This is a genomic window from Burkholderia sp. JP2-270 (assembly GCF_003233675.1).
In the GTDB taxonomy this organism is placed as follows: domain Bacteria; phylum Pseudomonadota; class Gammaproteobacteria; order Burkholderiales; family Burkholderiaceae; genus Burkholderia; species Burkholderia pyrrocinia_C.
On sequence record NZ_CP029824.1, the window covers coordinates 1,819,951 to 1,834,316 of the forward strand.

General features: G+C 67.2%; 16 protein-coding genes. 5 read left to right on the forward strand and 11 right to left on the reverse strand.

Annotation, left to right across the window (positions count from 1 at the left end):
* Positions 1 to 43 precede the first annotated feature (43 nt).
* The 3 genes from DM992_RS08655 to DM992_RS08665 all read left to right on the forward strand — a co-directional run bounded on the left by DM992_RS08655 (position 44) and on the right by DM992_RS08665 (position 1,904).
* A complete protein-coding gene (locus DM992_RS08655; protein WP_017331548.1) occupies positions 44 to 454 on the forward strand; it encodes a group II truncated hemoglobin in 411 nt (136 codons plus the stop codon).
* 105 nt (positions 455 to 559) lie between these two features.
* Entirely contained in the window at positions 560 to 1,291 is a 732-nt protein-coding gene (locus tag DM992_RS08660; protein WP_111016473.1) for an alanyl-tRNA editing protein, read from the forward strand.
* Positions 1,284 to 1,904: a DUF924 family protein gene (locus DM992_RS08665; protein ID WP_111016475.1), complete on the forward strand. Its 621-nt coding sequence runs from the start codon at positions 1,284 to 1,286 to the stop codon at positions 1,902 to 1,904. Before DM992_RS08660 ends, DM992_RS08665 begins: the two co-directional genes overlap by 8 nt.
* A gap of 200 nt (positions 1,905 to 2,104) precedes the next feature.
* Here DM992_RS08665 and DM992_RS08670 read toward each other — a convergent pair whose 3' ends face one another.
* The 11 genes from DM992_RS08670 to DM992_RS08720 all read right to left on the reverse strand — a co-directional run bounded on the left by DM992_RS08670 (position 2,105) and on the right by DM992_RS08720 (position 11,614).
* A complete protein-coding gene (locus DM992_RS08670; protein ID WP_111016476.1) occupies positions 2,105 to 3,997 on the reverse strand; it encodes a glycosyl transferase in 1,893 nt (630 codons plus the stop codon).
* 229 nt (positions 3,998 to 4,226) lie between these two features.
* Complete coding sequence (locus DM992_RS08675; protein WP_111016478.1) at positions 4,227 to 4,988, reverse strand: SDR family oxidoreductase; 762 nt, start codon at positions 4,986 to 4,988, stop codon at positions 4,227 to 4,229.
* Between the two features lie 22 nt (positions 4,989 to 5,010).
* Positions 5,011 to 5,592 carry a TIGR00730 family Rossman fold protein gene (locus tag DM992_RS08680; protein ID WP_111016480.1) on the reverse strand — a complete coding sequence of 194 codons (582 nt, stop codon included), beginning with the start codon at positions 5,590 to 5,592 and terminating at the stop codon, positions 5,011 to 5,013.
* Complete coding sequence (locus tag DM992_RS08685) at positions 5,589 to 6,347, reverse strand: TetR/AcrR family transcriptional regulator (protein ID WP_111016482.1); 759 nt, start codon at positions 6,345 to 6,347, stop codon at positions 5,589 to 5,591. The genes DM992_RS08680 and DM992_RS08685 overlap by 4 nt, the downstream gene beginning before the upstream one ends.
* A 206-nt stretch (positions 6,348 to 6,553) precedes the next feature.
* Positions 6,554 to 7,090 (reverse strand): diacylglycerol kinase, encoded by a 537-nt coding sequence (locus DM992_RS08690; RefSeq protein WP_111016484.1) that lies wholly within the window; start codon positions 7,088 to 7,090, stop codon positions 6,554 to 6,556.
* Positions 7,087 to 8,121, reverse strand: a complete 1,035-nt coding sequence (locus DM992_RS08695; RefSeq protein ID WP_111016486.1) for a glycosyltransferase family 1 protein — start codon at positions 8,119 to 8,121, stop codon at positions 7,087 to 7,089. The genes DM992_RS08690 and DM992_RS08695 overlap by 4 nt, the downstream gene beginning before the upstream one ends.
* A gap of 29 nt (positions 8,122 to 8,150) precedes the next feature.
* On the reverse strand, positions 8,151 to 9,089 hold the full coding sequence (locus DM992_RS08700) for a UDP-2,3-diacylglucosamine diphosphatase (RefSeq protein ID WP_111016487.1): 939 nt from the start codon (positions 9,087 to 9,089) through the stop codon (positions 8,151 to 8,153).
* A gap of 224 nt (positions 9,090 to 9,313) precedes the next feature.
* Entirely contained in the window at positions 9,314 to 9,829 is a 516-nt protein-coding gene (locus tag DM992_RS08705) for an RDD family protein (protein WP_111016489.1), read from the reverse strand.
* Positions 9,826 to 10,587, reverse strand: a complete 762-nt coding sequence (locus DM992_RS08710; RefSeq protein ID WP_111016491.1) for a DUF3106 domain-containing protein — start codon at positions 10,585 to 10,587, stop codon at positions 9,826 to 9,828. The genes DM992_RS08705 and DM992_RS08710 overlap by 4 nt, the downstream gene beginning before the upstream one ends.
* 26 nt (positions 10,588 to 10,613) lie before the next feature.
* Positions 10,614 to 11,054 (reverse strand): DUF3619 family protein, encoded by a 441-nt coding sequence (locus DM992_RS08715; RefSeq protein ID WP_111016493.1) that lies wholly within the window; start codon positions 11,052 to 11,054, stop codon positions 10,614 to 10,616.
* Entirely contained in the window at positions 11,051 to 11,614 is a 564-nt protein-coding gene (locus tag DM992_RS08720) for an RNA polymerase sigma factor (protein ID WP_111016494.1), read from the reverse strand. Before DM992_RS08720 ends, DM992_RS08715 begins: the two co-directional genes overlap by 4 nt.
* A gap of 355 nt (positions 11,615 to 11,969) precedes the next feature.
* Here DM992_RS08720 and DM992_RS08725 point away from each other — a divergent pair, with 355 nt between their 5' ends.
* Entirely contained in the window at positions 11,970 to 13,733 is a 1,764-nt protein-coding gene (locus DM992_RS08725; protein WP_072440714.1) for an acetolactate synthase 3 catalytic subunit, read from the forward strand.
* A gap of 112 nt (positions 13,734 to 13,845) precedes the next feature.
* On the forward strand, positions 13,846 to 14,337 hold the full coding sequence (gene ilvN / locus DM992_RS08730; protein ID WP_006750445.1) for an acetolactate synthase small subunit: 492 nt from the start codon (positions 13,846 to 13,848) through the stop codon (positions 14,335 to 14,337).
* The last annotated feature ends 29 nt before the right edge of the window (positions 14,338 to 14,366 follow it).

Sequence of the window (14,366 nt, forward strand, 5' to 3'; positions counted from 1 at the left end):
GCGTCGCCGGCAGCCCCGAAGATCCTGTTTTCCGACTATCCGTATGACCGATGTGAATGACGATGCGCCGTCGCAGCCGACGGCGTTCGAGCTCGTGGGCGGCGAAGCCCGCGTGCGCGAAATGGTGGACCGCTTCTACGACCTGATGGACCTCGAGCCCGAGTTCGCGCAGATTCGCGCGCTGCACCCGGCATCGCTCGACGGTTCGCGCGACAAGCTGTTCTGGTTCCTGTGCGGCTGGCTCGGCGGGCCCGACCACTACATCGACCGGTTCGGCCATCCGCGGCTGCGCGCGCGGCACCTGCCGTTCCCGATCGCGTCGGTCGAGCGTGACCAGTGGCTGCGCTGCATGGCGTGGGCGATGGAGGATGTCGGGCTGCCCGAGCCGCTGCGCGAGCGGCTCATGCATTCGTTCTACGACACGGCCGACTGGATGCGCAACCGGCCCGGTTGATCGACCGGTACGCCGCTGCTCGCGCGCGGGACGATCTGCGTCTGGGCGCGCGCGCCGCGCGGCGCGACACTGTCCGTTTCCCGCAATCGATACGAGGCTCGCCCGATGACGACACAAGCGCTGTTTCGCGAAGACGCGTACCTCACGCGGTGCGACGCGATCGTTCAGGCCGTCGGCGACGACGGCATCCGGCTCGACCGTACCGTGTTCTATCCGCTCGGCGGCGGCCAGGCCGGCGACACCGGCACGCTGACCCTGCCCGACGGCAGCACGATCGCGATTGCCGATACGCGCAAGGCAAAGTTCGACGGCGCGACGCCCGACGACGCCGTGCACGTGCCGGCACCGGGGCAGGAGGCACGCGTCGCGGCGCTCGTGCCCGGCACGCGCGTGGTCGCGGAGATCGACTGGCGGCGCCGCTACCGGCATATGCGCCTGCATACGGCCGCGCACCTGATGTGCGCGGTGTTGCCGTACTCGGTCGATGGCTGCAGCGTGACGGCCGACTATGTGCGGCTCGATTTCGCGACGTCCGAAGCGATCGACCGCGATGACGTCGAGCGGCGCCTCGCCGGCCTGGTCGCCGGCGCGCATCCGGTCACGACCGAATGGATCACCGACGACGAGATGGCCGAGCGGTCCGAACTCGTGCGCACGATGAGCGTGAAGCCACCGATGGGCCTCGGCCGCGTGCGGCTGCTGCGCATCGAGCAGGTCGACCTGCAGCCGTGCGGCGGCACACATGTGCGCAACACGTCGGAAATCGGCAGCCTGCGCGTCGCGAAACTTGAAAAGAAGAGCGCGCGCACGCGGCGCCTCGTACTGGAGTTTGCATGACGATCGACACCGGGGGGCGGGTGCGGGGGCGCTGGATCCGCAGGCGCGGGAGATTCTCGATTTCTGGTTCGGCGAGCCGGGCTCGGCCGAATTCGGGCAGGAACGCAAGGTCTGGTTCAACGGTGGCGCGGCGTTCGACGACGTGCTGCGCACGCGCTACCGCGCGCTGCTCGACGCCGCGTGCGACGGCGCATGCGATCACTGGGCCGGTTCGCCGGAGGGGGCGCTTGCTTTGATCGTCGTGCTCGACCAGTTCTCGCGCAACATCCATCGCGGTACGCCGCGCGCGTTTGCCGCCGATCCGAAGGCGCTCGCGCTCGCACGCCGCGTCGTCGCGGCCGACTGGGATGCGCAACTGCCGAGCGGCCATCACCGCGCGTTCGCGTATCTGCCGTTCGAGCACGACGAGTCCGCAGAGAGCCAGCGCGAGGCCGTGCGCCTGTGCGCGGGCATTCGCGACGAGGCAGGGTGCGAGAGTTATCACCGCTTCGCGTTGCGGCATGCTGCCGTGGTCGAGCGCTTCGGCCGCTTTCCGCATCGGAACGCGATTCTCGGCCGTGCATCGACCGATGAGGAGACGGCGTTTCTTCGCGAACCCGGTTCGTCGTTCTGACGATCAGCGCAGTTGCCGTTGCGTGACTGAAGAGGGAGAGAGGCGCGCCCGCGGATTCGCGCGGGTGCGTTGGCGGTCGGGGAAACCGGCCGGCGGCGCGGCGTATCGCCCGGAAGAGCCTGCGCGCTGCTCAGGCGGCCGGTCTCAATCTTTTTGTCGGAGATGAAAGCAGGCAAGACGGCGTGCGGCGCCGTCCTGCGTCACTGCAGGTGCTGTTCGGGCGTGCGCACGTAGACGCGCAGCAGTTCCTCGTTGTCGCCCGGGCGCGCGCCCGTCCAGAACAGTTTCCATTCGCTGCCGGGCGCCGGATCGACGGTCCGCACGCCCTGGACGATCATCCACGTGCAGCGCGTCGTCTTCGCGTCGTCGATCGGCGTGTGCTGGATGCCGGAGAAGTAGTACAGCATCGGCGCTTCCGATTCGCCGAGCCCGTGCAGGCTCGCCATGCAGTCGCCGTCGTTCCATTCGAGCGCGAGATGCGCGTTCAGGTCGTCGAACACCGAGCGGTAGCTCTTCGCGGCGTCGAGCCATGGCAGCAGCAGCGTATAGATGAGCCCCCACGCGACGACTGCGCCGGCGCCCCACGACAACGCGCCGCGCCAGAGGCCCGTCGTGCGCAGCTTCGGCAGCAGCGCCAGCCAGCCGACCGTCAGCGCGAGCGCACCGACCACGAGCGCGGGCTCGATCGGCATCGTCCAGTCGAGCGGCAGCCAGCGGCCGAGCGGCGCGAGATCCGCGCGCGACGCGGCCGGATCGGCCATCACTGCCCAGATGACCCAGGCGAGTGCGGCGGTCGTACCGAACAGCACGCGGCTGAAGTAATCCCACGCGAGATGCAGCGTGCGCGGAATGCGTTCGATCGCCTGCGCGGCGACCAGCGCGAGCGGCGCGAAGAACGGCAGGATGTAGAGTTGGCGCGACGTTGCGGACACCTGCAGCACCACGAGCCCCACGCCGGCGAACAGTACGGGCAGCGCGATGCGCGGCGTGCGCCAGTCGCGCCATGCACCGCGCGCGAGCGCGACGATCGCGAGCGGCGCGACCGGGAAGCCGACGAGCAGGAACGCGCGCAGGATGAAGAAAGGCTTGTCGTTTTCCGCGCCGAGTTCGGGGACGGAGAAACCGAAGAAGCGGCCGACGTTGTTGTCCCAGAACCACGTCATGAACAGCGTCTCGGAACGCAGGAGCAGCGCGGTCGGCCAGATCAGCGCGAACGGCGCGAACACGAGCGCGGCGACGCCGAGCGCGCGCGCGAACGAGCGGGTGCGGCAGGCCGGGTACAGCACCAGCGCGCCGACGAGCGTGGCCGCGAACACGAGCGGCACGAACAGCCCCTTCGTCATCAGCGCGATGCCGACGCCCGCGCCGAAGATCGGCGCGGCCCAGCGGCCCGACGGCCGGACCGGCAGCCCGTGCCGCATCTGCTGCGCGTGCGCGACGTGCCGCATCACGAGTTCGAACAGCCCGCAGAAGCCCATTGCCGTGCCGGCGAACAGCGCGACGTCCGTCATCATGTCGTGCATGTGCTTGATGACGACGAGCGTACCCGCGCTCAGCACGACGGGACCGATCACGCGCAGGTCGAACCAGCTGTCCGCGCGGTTGGCGATGCGCGCCGCGCGCGCGATGAAGCCGAACGCGAGTGCGGCGAACAGTGCGCTCGCGAGCCGTGCCGCGTCGTGCAGCGGCATCACGCGCTGCAGCAGCCACGCGAGGCTGGTCGCGACCCACGCGTAAAGCGGCGGTTTTTCCATGAACGGCAGGCCGGCATTGGTCGGCACGACGAAATCGCCGGTCTCGAGCATGTGCTGGATGATGCCGAACGTGTAGGTTTCGTCCTGTTTCCAAGGATCGTGGCCGAGCACGCCGGGCAGCACATACGCGCAGACCAGCGCGGCGACGAGCAGCCACGCGCGCCAGCCGAGCAGGAGCGAGCGGTCGCGCGTGGTGCTGGTCGCGGCGGTCACGGCCATGACGGGCGTGCCGGCGGCGTCAAGCGTCGCGGTGAGGTCGGCGTCGGCGGTTGAGCGGGGGTGCGGGGCCGGAGCGGGCACAGACGTGCGTCGCCGGCCGGGCGCTGCGGTTCCAGGCATGGAAAAGATCTCGGGTCGAGTCGAGCCGGTTCGGCGACATGGGCCGGACCGATAAGGGCCACATCAGGGCGGCAAGAAACAGGGCGTTTACGACGCCTGTCTGGTTGGCCGCTAGTAAATCACGGAACTGTTACGGATGTTTACTGAAACCGTCACAAAATTGTGGAGATTTGTGGCGCCGTGACGACAGCTTGCTTCAGAGGACGGTTTTGATGTGCCGCGCGTGCGGTTACCGGCCGCCGCCGACGTCGAGCAGGGCGCCGGTCGTGTAGGACGCCGCGTCGCCGAGCAGCCAGACGATCGCTTCGGCGATTTCGTGCGCTTCGCCCGCGCGGCCGAGCGGCGTCTGCGCGCCGAGGCGGGCCGCACGGCCGGGCTGGCCGCCGCTCGCGTGGATTTCGGTCTCGACCAGCCCGGGGCGCACCGCGTTGACGCGCACGCCGTGCGGGCCGAGTTCCTTCGCAAGACCGATCGTCAGCGAGTCGACCGCGCCTTTCGAGCCCGCGTAGTCGACGTATTCGTTCGGCGAGCCGAGCCGCGAGGCGATCGACGATACGTTGACGATCGCGCCGCCCTGGCCGCCGCGGTCGGTGGACAGCCGGCGCGCGGCTTCGCGCGCGCACAGGTACGCGCCGAGCACGTTGGTGTCGAACATCCGCCGCAGCCGGTCGGCCGGCATGTCGGCGAGCGGCATCGACGGCGCGACGATGCCCGCGTTGTTGACGAGCGCGTCGAGGCGTCCGAACGCGGCCGCGACGGTGTCGAACATCGCGACGACGTCGGCTTCGTTCGCGACGTCGCCCGCGACGACGCACGCACGGCCGCCCGCGTCGCGGACGGCCTGCGCGGTGCGTTCGGCTGCCGCCGCGTCGCGCGCGTAGTTGATGCCGACGTCCCAGCCGCGTTCGGCCGCGAGCACGGCGGTCGCGCGGCCGATGCCGCGGCTCGCGCCGGTGACGAGGACGGCCTTGCGGCCGGACGGTGCGGTCATCGCGTGCGGCTCCCGGGGAGGGTTACTTCGCTGCGTCGGGCGCCCACTTGTCGCGGGCGGGCGGTTGATAGCGGCGCAGCCGCTCGATCAGTTCGACCGGTTCCGAATCGACGCACAGCGCGTCGAAATAGGCCGGACGCATGAAACCCTCGTCGACCGTATGACGCAGCAGCGCGATCAGCGGATCGTAGAACGAATCGATGTTGTAGAGCGCGACGGGCTTGCGGTGGTAGCCGAGCTGCGCCCACGTGTAGACCTCGAAGAGTTCCTCGAGCGTGCCGGCGCCGCCGGGCATCGCGACGAAAGCGTCCGAGAGGTCGGCCATCATTTTCTTGCGATGGTGCATGTCGGGCACGACGTGCAGTTCCGACAGCCCCGTATGGCCGACTTCCTTGTCGACGAGCAGTTCGGGGATCACGCCGACAGCATGGCCGCCGGCCGCCATCACTTCGTCGGCGATCACGCCCATCAGGCCGACACGGCCGCCGCCGTATACGAGCGTCAGGCCCGCACCGACGAGTGCGCGGCCGAATGCGCGCGCGGCGTCGGCATAGACGGGCCGCACGCCGGACGACGAGCCGCAGTAAACGCAGACTGCCTTCATTGCTTGGAATCCTTGGAGGGGGCCTGCCCAACGGCGACCGGCCCGCCGGCGGGGCGCGGCGAACCGTCGCGCGGCGGCAGGTAGTCGGTGAACTGGCGCTTGGGCAGCTTGCCGGAGACCAGGTCGTCGAACAGCTGGCGCGAACGGCCGCGCAGGTACGGCGCCATCACGGAGATCACGTGCATGCTGACCTGGTGCAGTTCCTCGCGAATCGCGTCCTGGTCGTTGTACTTGCGCGGATGCATCACGTACTGATACGACAGCCAGTACGTCGAAATGACGGCCATGTTGGTGGCGATGACTTCGATCTCGGCGGGCGTCGCGACCATCTCGGCGTCGGACACGAGCAGTTCGCACATCTCGCGCGCGAAGCGCACCTTGTGGCTGATGATCTGCTTGAAGTGCGTCTCGAGCGTGCGGTTGCGGGCGAGCAGGTCGTTGAGGTCGCGATACAGGAACCGGTAGGTCCACATGAAATCGGCCATGTACTGCAGGTACGACCAGGTTTCGTCGATCGTCGGACGATGATCTTCGGGAAAGCGCAGCCGCCGTTCGATCTGCTGCTCGAACTGCGCGAAGATGCTGTTGATGATGTCGTCCTTGTTGCGGAAATGGTAGTACAGGTTGCCTGGACTGATTTCCATTTCCTCGGCGATCGTCGTGGTCGTGACGTTCGGCTCGCCGATCTCGTTGAAGAGTTTCAACGACAACTCGAGAATCCGTTCGCGGGTGCGGCGGGGAGGTTTCGCTTCCATGTCGTCCGGCCCTGTGTGTGCCGGACTGGCGGGCGCTGCAATCGATGCTGCGAGATTCGTCCGGCGCGGGTTGCTGTTCTATGTCTGGCGGACGATTATAAACCGGGGTTTCGCCACATCGGGCGCAATTCTTGATCGCGGCCCCGCGCGGCGGATGGTGCAGCGCCGCACGCGGGCGATGCGCGACGCGCGCGGCGGGCAGCCGGCTAGAAGCCGAGCCAGTGCGCGACGATGGGTCCGAGCACGAAGCCCCAGGTCGTCACGCACGCGAACAGCGCGACCGTCACGGCCGCGCTGCCGAGGTCCTTCGCGCGTTTGGAAAGTTCGTGGCGTTCCAGCGAGATGCGGTCGATCGCGGCCTCGACGCTCGAGTTCAGCAGTTCGACGATCAGCACCAGCAGCACCGAGGCGATCAGCAGCGCGCGCGATGCGGCCGGCACCGGCGCGAACGCGCCGATCGGGAGCATCAGCGCGGCGAGCGTGAGCTCCTGGCGAAACGCGCTCTCCTCGCGAATCGCGACACGAAAGCCGTTCAGCGAATGCTTGAGTGCGTACCATGCGCGCGTGATGCCGCGGTGGCGCTTGTACGGATTCGGCGGCAGCGGCGTCAGTTGATCGTCGGGGCCGAGCGGCTCGGACGCGTGCGCGTCCGTGTCGCCATGCGGCTCTTCCTCGTCGAACGGGCGGTGCCGTTGCTGTATCGCGGCGGGGGGAGGGGTCTTGTCGTTCAGGTCTCGTTTCAAACGGCGGCACCTTCGGCTGGCGAGTACGCGGTTTTCGGCAGCGGCTTCAGATGCGATGCGAACTGCTCGGACGCCGCGCGCCACGAGAAGCGTTCCGCCCACGCGCGCGCGGTCGTGCGTTCGATCTTCAGCGCTTCGAGGCAGGCTTCCTGCAGGTCCTCGTGCATCGCGCCGGCGTCGCCGCCGCTGAGCACGTCGATCGGGCCCGTGACGGGATACGCGGCAACCGGCGTGCCGCACGCGAGCGCCTCGAGCAGCACGAGGCCGAACGTGTCGGTGCGACTCGGGAACACGAACACGTCGGCCGCAGCATACACCTTCGCGAGTTCGCCCTGTGACAGCACACCGAGATAGTTCGCCTCCGGATAGCGCGACTTCAGCTCCGCGAGCGCGGGGCCTTCGCCCGCGACCCACTTCGAGCCGGGCAGGTCGAGACGCAGGAACGCCTCGACGTTCTTTTCGATCGCGACACGGCCCACGTACAGGAAGATCGGCCGTGCGGTGTTGAGCACCTTCGACTCCATCGGGTGGAAGATGTCGAGATCGACGCCGCGGGTCCACAGCACGACGTTCGTGAAGCCGAACTTCTCGAGGTCTTCCTTGACGACCGGCGTCGGCGCCATCACCGCGAGCGACGGGCCGTGGAACCAGTGCAGGAAGCGGTAGGTCGCGGCCAGCGGAATGCCGAAGCGCGCCTGCACGTATTCCGGAAAGCGCGTGTGGTACGCAGTCGTGTACGGCAGCTTGCGCGAGCGCGCATAGCGTCGCGCGGCGAGGCCGAGCGGGCCTTCGGTCGCGATGTGCAGCGCGTCCGGTGCGAACGCGTCGATCCGTGCGCGCAGCTTGCGGTACGGCAGGATCGACAGGCGGATCTCGGGGTAGGTCGGGCAGGGCACCGTGCGGAATTCCAGCGGCGTCAGCAGTTCGACGCGGTGGCCGAGCGCCGTGAGTTCACGCGACGTGCTCTTCAGCGTGCGCACGACGCCGTTGACCTGCGGTTCCCACGCGTCGGTGACGATCATGATCTTCATCGCGGCATTGTCCTGTAAGTAGGGTTGTGTCAGGCAGTGGCCTTGGCCTTGCGCGACGTGGTCTCCGACGGTGCGGTGCGCATCACCGTCCAGTAGACGATCTTCAGCTCGCCTTCCATCGTTTCGACGAGCGCGGACAGGCTTTCGACCCAATCGCCGTCGTTGCAGTACAGCACGCCGTCGATATCGCGGATCTCTGCCTTGTGGATGTGACCGCACACGACGCCGTCGCAGCCGCGGCGGCGCGCCTCGTCGGTCATCACGGTCTCGAATTGCGAGATGAAGTTGACCGCGTTCTTGACCTGGTGCTTCAGGTACTGCGACAGCGACCAGTACTGGAAGCCGAGCCGGCTGCGGATCCGGTTGAACCAGCGGTTCAGCACGAGGATCAGCGTGTAGAGCGTGTCGCCGAGGTACGCGAGCCATTTCGCGTGCTGGATCACGCCGTCGAACAGGTCGCCGTGCACGATCCACAAACGTTTGCCTGCGAGCGTCGTGTGAAACGCCTCGCCGCGCACGTGGATGTCGCCGAACGCGAGGTCGCAGAACTGCCGCGCGCCTTCGTCGTGGTTGCCGGGGATGTAGACGACCTGCGTGCCCTTGCGCGCCTTGCGCAGGATCTTCTGCACGACGTCGTTGTGCGCCTGCGGCCAGTACCAGCCTTTCTTCAACTGCCAGCCGTCGATGATGTCGCCGACGAGGTACAGGTATTCCGAATCGTTGTGACGCAGGAAATCGAGCAGGTACGGCGCCTGGCATCCGCTCGAGCCGAGGTGGATGTCGGACAGCCAGATGGTGCGGTAGCGATGCGCGGACGGGTCGGGGTCGTCGTGCCGCGTGGCGTGAGCGGCAGGCGGTTCTTGCGACGCCAGCCCATCGGCTGCGCCCGAGCCGGACAGGAAAGCGGTGGCGGCGCGAGCGCCGAGCGGGTGACGGAACAGGGAGGTCGCGGACGGTTTCTGGCCCATGCATGACTCGCGCCGGTTGACATTACCGGCATTCCGCCATGCGGGCGTGACTGTGCCGTGACAGTCACGAGACGTTCTTATTACGACCTATGCAGGGTGTTTGGCAGTGAATGAAAGGCGTTGTGCAATCTGCCGCACCGAACGGTCGGCGGTTGTCCGGCAGGCGCGTCAGGCGACGCGGGAAAGGCCTCGGCGAACTGATTTCGTCTGGCGAATACGGCGCGTCAGCGCGGCATGGCGACGACGCGCGTGCGCGCGATCCGGTCGTGCGGAAACTGGCGGCCGGCATGCAGCCGGGCGGCGCCGGCCCACGCGACGATCCACGCGGCCGTGAGCGCCAGCGTGACCGGCACCGACAGGTCGAGGAGCGGATGCAGCGCGAGCGGCGGCAGGAACCACAGCCAGCCGAGCGCATAGCGCACGAGCGCGTGGCCGGCGCTCAGCGGCCGGCCGCTCGACGATTCGAGCCGCAGCCGCCAGGTCTTCATCGGCAGCGTCTGGCCGCCGTGGGTCCAGAACCAGACGAAGTACGCGCCGACGACGAGCGCGATCCACGCGGCGAGCAGGTTGTGATGGGCGAGGCCGTTGCGCTGCTGCGTCGCGAGGCTGAACGCGAGCCCCGCGAAGAACACGACGCCGAACAGCAGCACGCCTTCGTAGAGCAGCGCGGCGAGGCGCCGCCGCACCGACGGCGCGGCGGCCGGAGTCTCGGGGCGCGGGCGTTTGCCACGGCCGCTCAGGAGCCCTTGAACAGCGAAGGCGCGTCGGCGGGCGACACCGGTGCCACCGCAGCGGGCACCGACGCGGCGCCGGCCGTCGCCGACGCGGGCACCGGCGGCACGGAGGCGCTGGCCGAGGCGGGCGCCGGCGCGGGGGCTGCACCGCTTGCCGGGTGCTCGTGCGAATTGACGAGGCGGCGGACGTCACGGTCGGCGACGGTCGGCGGCGCGCTGACGACGCTCGGCCGGCGGCGGCGCTCGGCGGCCGCGAGACGTTCCTTCTGCTCCTCGGGGAGTTGCTGGTAGGCCTTCCAAGCGCGCTCGCGCGCCTGCGCGGAAAGCTCCTTCGCGCTCTGGTAGTTCTCGCGTGCGACGCGGCGCTGCTCGGGCGTCATCCGCGCCCATTCTGACATCCGGTCTTGCAGGCGCTTTTGGTCATCCGGCGTCAACTTCGCGAAACGTGAAGCGATCTTCAGCCATTTGCGCTTGCGGGCGTCGCTGAAGCCGTCCCACTGGTCGGCGAACGGCGCGAGTGCCGCGTGCTGCGCCGGCGTGAGGCGCGCCCACGACAGCGGGCCGGTGGCGGCCGGCAGCGGCAGTGGCAGCGGCGGGAGGTCGGCGGTCAGCCCGGTCGCGGCCGATGCGGGCGCAACAGGGCTGGTGGCCGCGACGGTAGTCGTCGCGGGGGGCGGGTGGAATCGCGAATACGTGGCGACGTAGGAAACGGCGATCGCAATCACGCATCCGAAAAATACGGCCAGGCCGCGCTTCTGACTCACCCGTGCGATCCCCTCGTTATTGTCTGTTAGTGAGCGTGCGAAAGATACGCGTTGAACCCGTGATCGAGATACGCGTTGAGCGGCAGGTCGTCGCTGAGCATCGCCGCGTCGATGTCGGCGAGTTCGGCGGTGCGCTGCATGTCTTCCCAGTAGGCGATGCCAATGAGCCCCGCGAGCAGCAGCGCGAGCGGCCACGCGCGCAGCAGGCGGCGCGCGAACGACGCGTACGGGCGGCCGGCCTGCGGGCGGCTCGTGGGCGCCGGGCCGTAGGCGCCGGCCGCGCCGGCGAAGGCCGGCACGAACACCGGCGCGGTCGCGGGCTCGGGCTTCTTGCGCGCGAGCGCAGCCCGGCGGGCGACGGCCAGCCGATCGGTGGTCGCGGCAGGCAGTGCGGCCGCGCGCTCGTCCAGCGCGCGGCGCACCTTCAGCGCGAATTCGTGTTCTCGGTTTGCGGGAGCGGAGCTCATAGCGTGATTCCTTTGGCCTTGAGCGCGTGCGCCAGGGCGTGGGTGGCTCGTGAGCAGTGCGTCTTGACGCTGCCTTCGGAGCACCCCATTGCGGCGGCAGTCTCGGCGACATCCATATCTTCCCAATAACGCATCAGGAACGCTTCCCGTTGACGCGCCGGAAGTTTCTGGATTTCTTCGTCGATCAGGGCCAGAACCTGCTCTCTTTCGAGGCGGTGCTCGCTGCTCTCGACGCCCGCGTTGTCGTCCGCGGATTCGAGCGTTTCGAGCGGGTCGAAGTCTTCGTCGTCGGTGTTGTTCAGCGACGAGAAGAGCGTGACCCAGGTGTTGCGGACCTTCTGCCGGCGGAACCAGTCGTGGATCGCGTTCTGCAGGATCCGCTGAAAAAGCAGCGGCAACTCGGCCGCCGGCCGGTCGCCGTATTTTTCGGCCAGCTTGATCATCGCGTCCTGCACGATGTCGAGCGACGCATCGTCGTCACGCACCGCGTACGCAGCCTGCTTGAACGCGCGCCTTTCGACGCCCGCCAGAAAGTCGGCGAGTTCCTTGTCTGATGCCATTCCGTGAAGGTATGCGCTGCGGACCGCTGCGTGGTGTAAAAGGTCGAAAAATTTCGTAAAACCCGCGGATGCTAACAAATTTTCGCGCTGGTTGGCACCGGGTTGGGCGCCGCGCGTTGCGCGCGAGCCGCGGCGGCGGGGTGCCGGGCGGCGCGCATGATGCGGTGCGGGATATTTTGCTTGACGGCCCAATCACGACCCGCTATCGTCAACGATTCGCAACATGAAGTGATGGTCTCATTTGAGGCTGGCCCAAGAAGCCCGCCCTTCAAACTGGACGCGCCGCTTGAACCCGAGCCACAAGCCCGGCAGAGAGCACCCGATCAATTTTTTGCCGAAAATTCGAAAGGTCAAAATGAACATGCCCAGCGCGGAATTCTCCACGTCGGAACCCCTTTCCCCTCCCGATAGCGACTCCATCGGCGCCACCGTGCTCATGAAGGCACTGGCCGACGAGAACGTCGAATTCATCTGGGGCTACCCCGGCGGCTCGGTTCTCTATATCTACGACGAGCTTTACAAGCAGGACAAGATTCAGCACGTGCTGGTGCGCCATGAACAGGCGGCCGTGCACGCAGCCGATGCTTATGCGCGTTCCACCGGCAATGTCGGCGTCTGCCTCGTGACGTCGGGCCCGGGTGTCACCAACGCGGTGACCGGCATCGCGACGGCGTACATGGATTCGATCCCGATGGTCGTGATCAGCGGCCAGGTGCCGACTGCCGCGATCGGCCAGGATGCATTCCAGGAGTGCGACACCGTCGGCATCACGCGTCCGTGCGTGAAGCACAACTTCCTCGTGAAGGACGTGCGCGACCTCGCGGAAACCGTCAAGAAGGCGTTCTATATCGCCCGCACGGGCCGTCCGGGCCCGGTGCTGATCGACATCCCGAAGGACATCTCGAAGACGCCGTGCCAGTACGAGCCGGTCAAGAGCGTGTCGCTGCGTTCGTACAACCCCGTCACGAAAGGCCATTCGGGCCAGATCCGCAAGGCCGTGTCGCTGCTGCTGACGGCGAAGCGTCCCTACATCTACACGGGCGGCGGCATCATCCTCGCCGACGCGTCGCGCGAACTGAACCAGTTCGCGGACCTGCTCGGCTACCCGGTCACGAACACGCTGATGGGCCTCGGCGGCTATCGCGCGTCGGACAAGAAATTCCTCGGCATGCTCGGCATGCACGGCACCTACGAAGCGAACATGGCGATGCAGCACTGCGACGTGCTGATCGCGATCGGTGCCCGCTTCGACGACCGCGTGATCGGCGACCCGGCGCACTTCGCGTCGCGTCCGCGCAAGATCATCCATATCGACATCGACCCGTCGTCGATCTCGAAGCGCGTGAAGGTCGACATCCCGATCGTCGGCGACGTGAAGGAAGTGCTGAAGGAACTGATCGAGCAACTGCAGACGGCCGAGCATGGCCCCGACACCGAGGCGCTCGCGCAATGGTGGAAGGACATCGAAGGCTGGCGCGCAAAGGACTGCCTGAAGTTCGACCGCGAAAGCGAGATCATCAAGCCGCAGTACGTGGTCGAGAAGGCGTGGGAGCTGACGGACGGCAATGCGTTCGTGTGCTCGGACGTCGGCCAGCACCAGATGTGGGCCGCGCAGTTCTACCGCTTCAACAAGCCGCGTCGCTGGATCAACTCCGGCGGCCTCGGCACGATGGGCTTCGGCCTGCCGGCAGCGATGGGCGTCAAGATGGCGCACCCGGACGACGACGTGCTGTGCATCACGGGCGAAGGCTCGATCCAGATGTGCATCCAGGAACTGTCGACCTGCCTGCAGTACGACACGCCCGTGAAGATCATTTCGCTGAACAACCGCTACCTCGGCATGGTTCGCCAGTGGCAGCAGATCGAATACAGCAAGCGCTATTCGCATTCGTACATGGATGCGCTGCCCGACTTCGTGAAGCTCGCCGAAGCGTACGGCCATGTCGGCATGCGGATCGAAAAGACCTCGGATGTGGAGCCGGCGCTGAAGGAAGCGCTGCGCCTGAAGGATCGCACCGTGTTTCTCGACTTCCAGACCGATCCGACCGAAAACGTCTGGCCGATGGTACAGGCCGGCAAGGGCATCACCGAGATGCTGCTCGGATCGGAAGATCTGTAACGGCGCGACGCGCGCTCAGGCCTGATGCGGCCGCCTTCACGAAGGGCGGTGCGGCACGCGGCGGCGCGCGGCGCGAGTGAATCGACACGGACACATTCTGGAAGAAGCGAACATGAGACACATCATTTCCGTCCTGCTGGAGAACGAACCGGGCGCGCTGTCGCGCGTGGTCGGTCTGTTTTCCGCGCGCGGCTACAACATCGAAACCTTGACGGTGGCGCCGACCGAAGACCAATCGCTGTCGCGGCTCACCATCGTTTCCATTGGCTCCGACGACGTGATCGAACAGATCACGAAGCATCTGAACCGCCTGATCGAGGTGGTGAAAGTGGTGGACCTGACCGACGGTGCACACATCGAACGCGAGCTGATGCTGATCAAGGTACGTGCAGTGGGCAAGGAGCGCGAAGAAATGAAGCGGATGTCGGACATTTTCCGCGGCCGCATCATCGACGTGACCGAAAAGACCTACACGATCGAATTGACGGGCGCGAGCGACAAGCTCGACGCATTCATCCAGGGGCTGGACGCGAGCGCGATCCTCGAGACCGTGCGCACCGGCAGCTCCGGCATCGGACGCGGCGAGCGCATCCTGAAGGTTTGATGCCGAAAATGCCGAAGAGGCACGCCGGG

What these genes read in the sequence shown, in the direction of transcription:
- DM992_RS08725 (WP_072440714.1), top strand. Translation starts at nt 11,970, where the DNA reads ATGAACATGCCCAGCGCGGAATTCTCCACGTCGGAACCCCTTTCCCCT.
- DM992_RS08660 (WP_111016473.1), top strand. Translation starts at nt 560, where the DNA reads ATGACGACACAAGCGCTGTTTCGCGAAGACGCGTACCTCACGCGGTGC.
- DM992_RS08680 (WP_111016480.1), bottom strand. Translation starts at nt 5,592, where the DNA reads ATGAAGGCAGTCTGCGTTTACTGCGGCTCGTCGTCCGGCGTGCGGCCC.
- DM992_RS08695 (WP_111016486.1), bottom strand. Translation starts at nt 8,121, where the DNA reads ATGAAGATCATGATCGTCACCGACGCGTGGGAACCGCAGGTCAACGGC.
- DM992_RS08655 (WP_017331548.1), top strand. Translation starts at nt 44, where the DNA reads ATGACCGATGTGAATGACGATGCGCCGTCGCAGCCGACGGCGTTCGAG.
- ilvN (WP_006750445.1), top strand. Translation starts at nt 13,846, where the DNA reads ATGAGACACATCATTTCCGTCCTGCTGGAGAACGAACCGGGCGCGCTG.
- DM992_RS08675 (WP_111016478.1), bottom strand. Translation starts at nt 4,988, where the DNA reads ATGACCGCACCGTCCGGCCGCAAGGCCGTCCTCGTCACCGGCGCGAGC.
- DM992_RS08700 (WP_111016487.1), bottom strand. Translation starts at nt 9,089, where the DNA reads ATGGGCCAGAAACCGTCCGCGACCTCCCTGTTCCGTCACCCGCTCGGC.
- DM992_RS08715 (WP_111016493.1), bottom strand. Translation starts at nt 11,054, where the DNA reads ATGAGCTCCGCTCCCGCAAACCGAGAACACGAATTCGCGCTGAAGGTG.
- DM992_RS08720 (WP_111016494.1), bottom strand. Translation starts at nt 11,614, where the DNA reads ATGGCATCAGACAAGGAACTCGCCGACTTTCTGGCGGGCGTCGAAAGG.
- DM992_RS08670 (WP_111016476.1), bottom strand. Translation starts at nt 3,997, where the DNA reads ATGCCTGGAACCGCAGCGCCCGGCCGGCGACGCACGTCTGTGCCCGCT.
- DM992_RS08685 (WP_111016482.1), bottom strand. Translation starts at nt 6,347, where the DNA reads ATGGAAGCGAAACCTCCCCGCCGCACCCGCGAACGGATTCTCGAGTTG.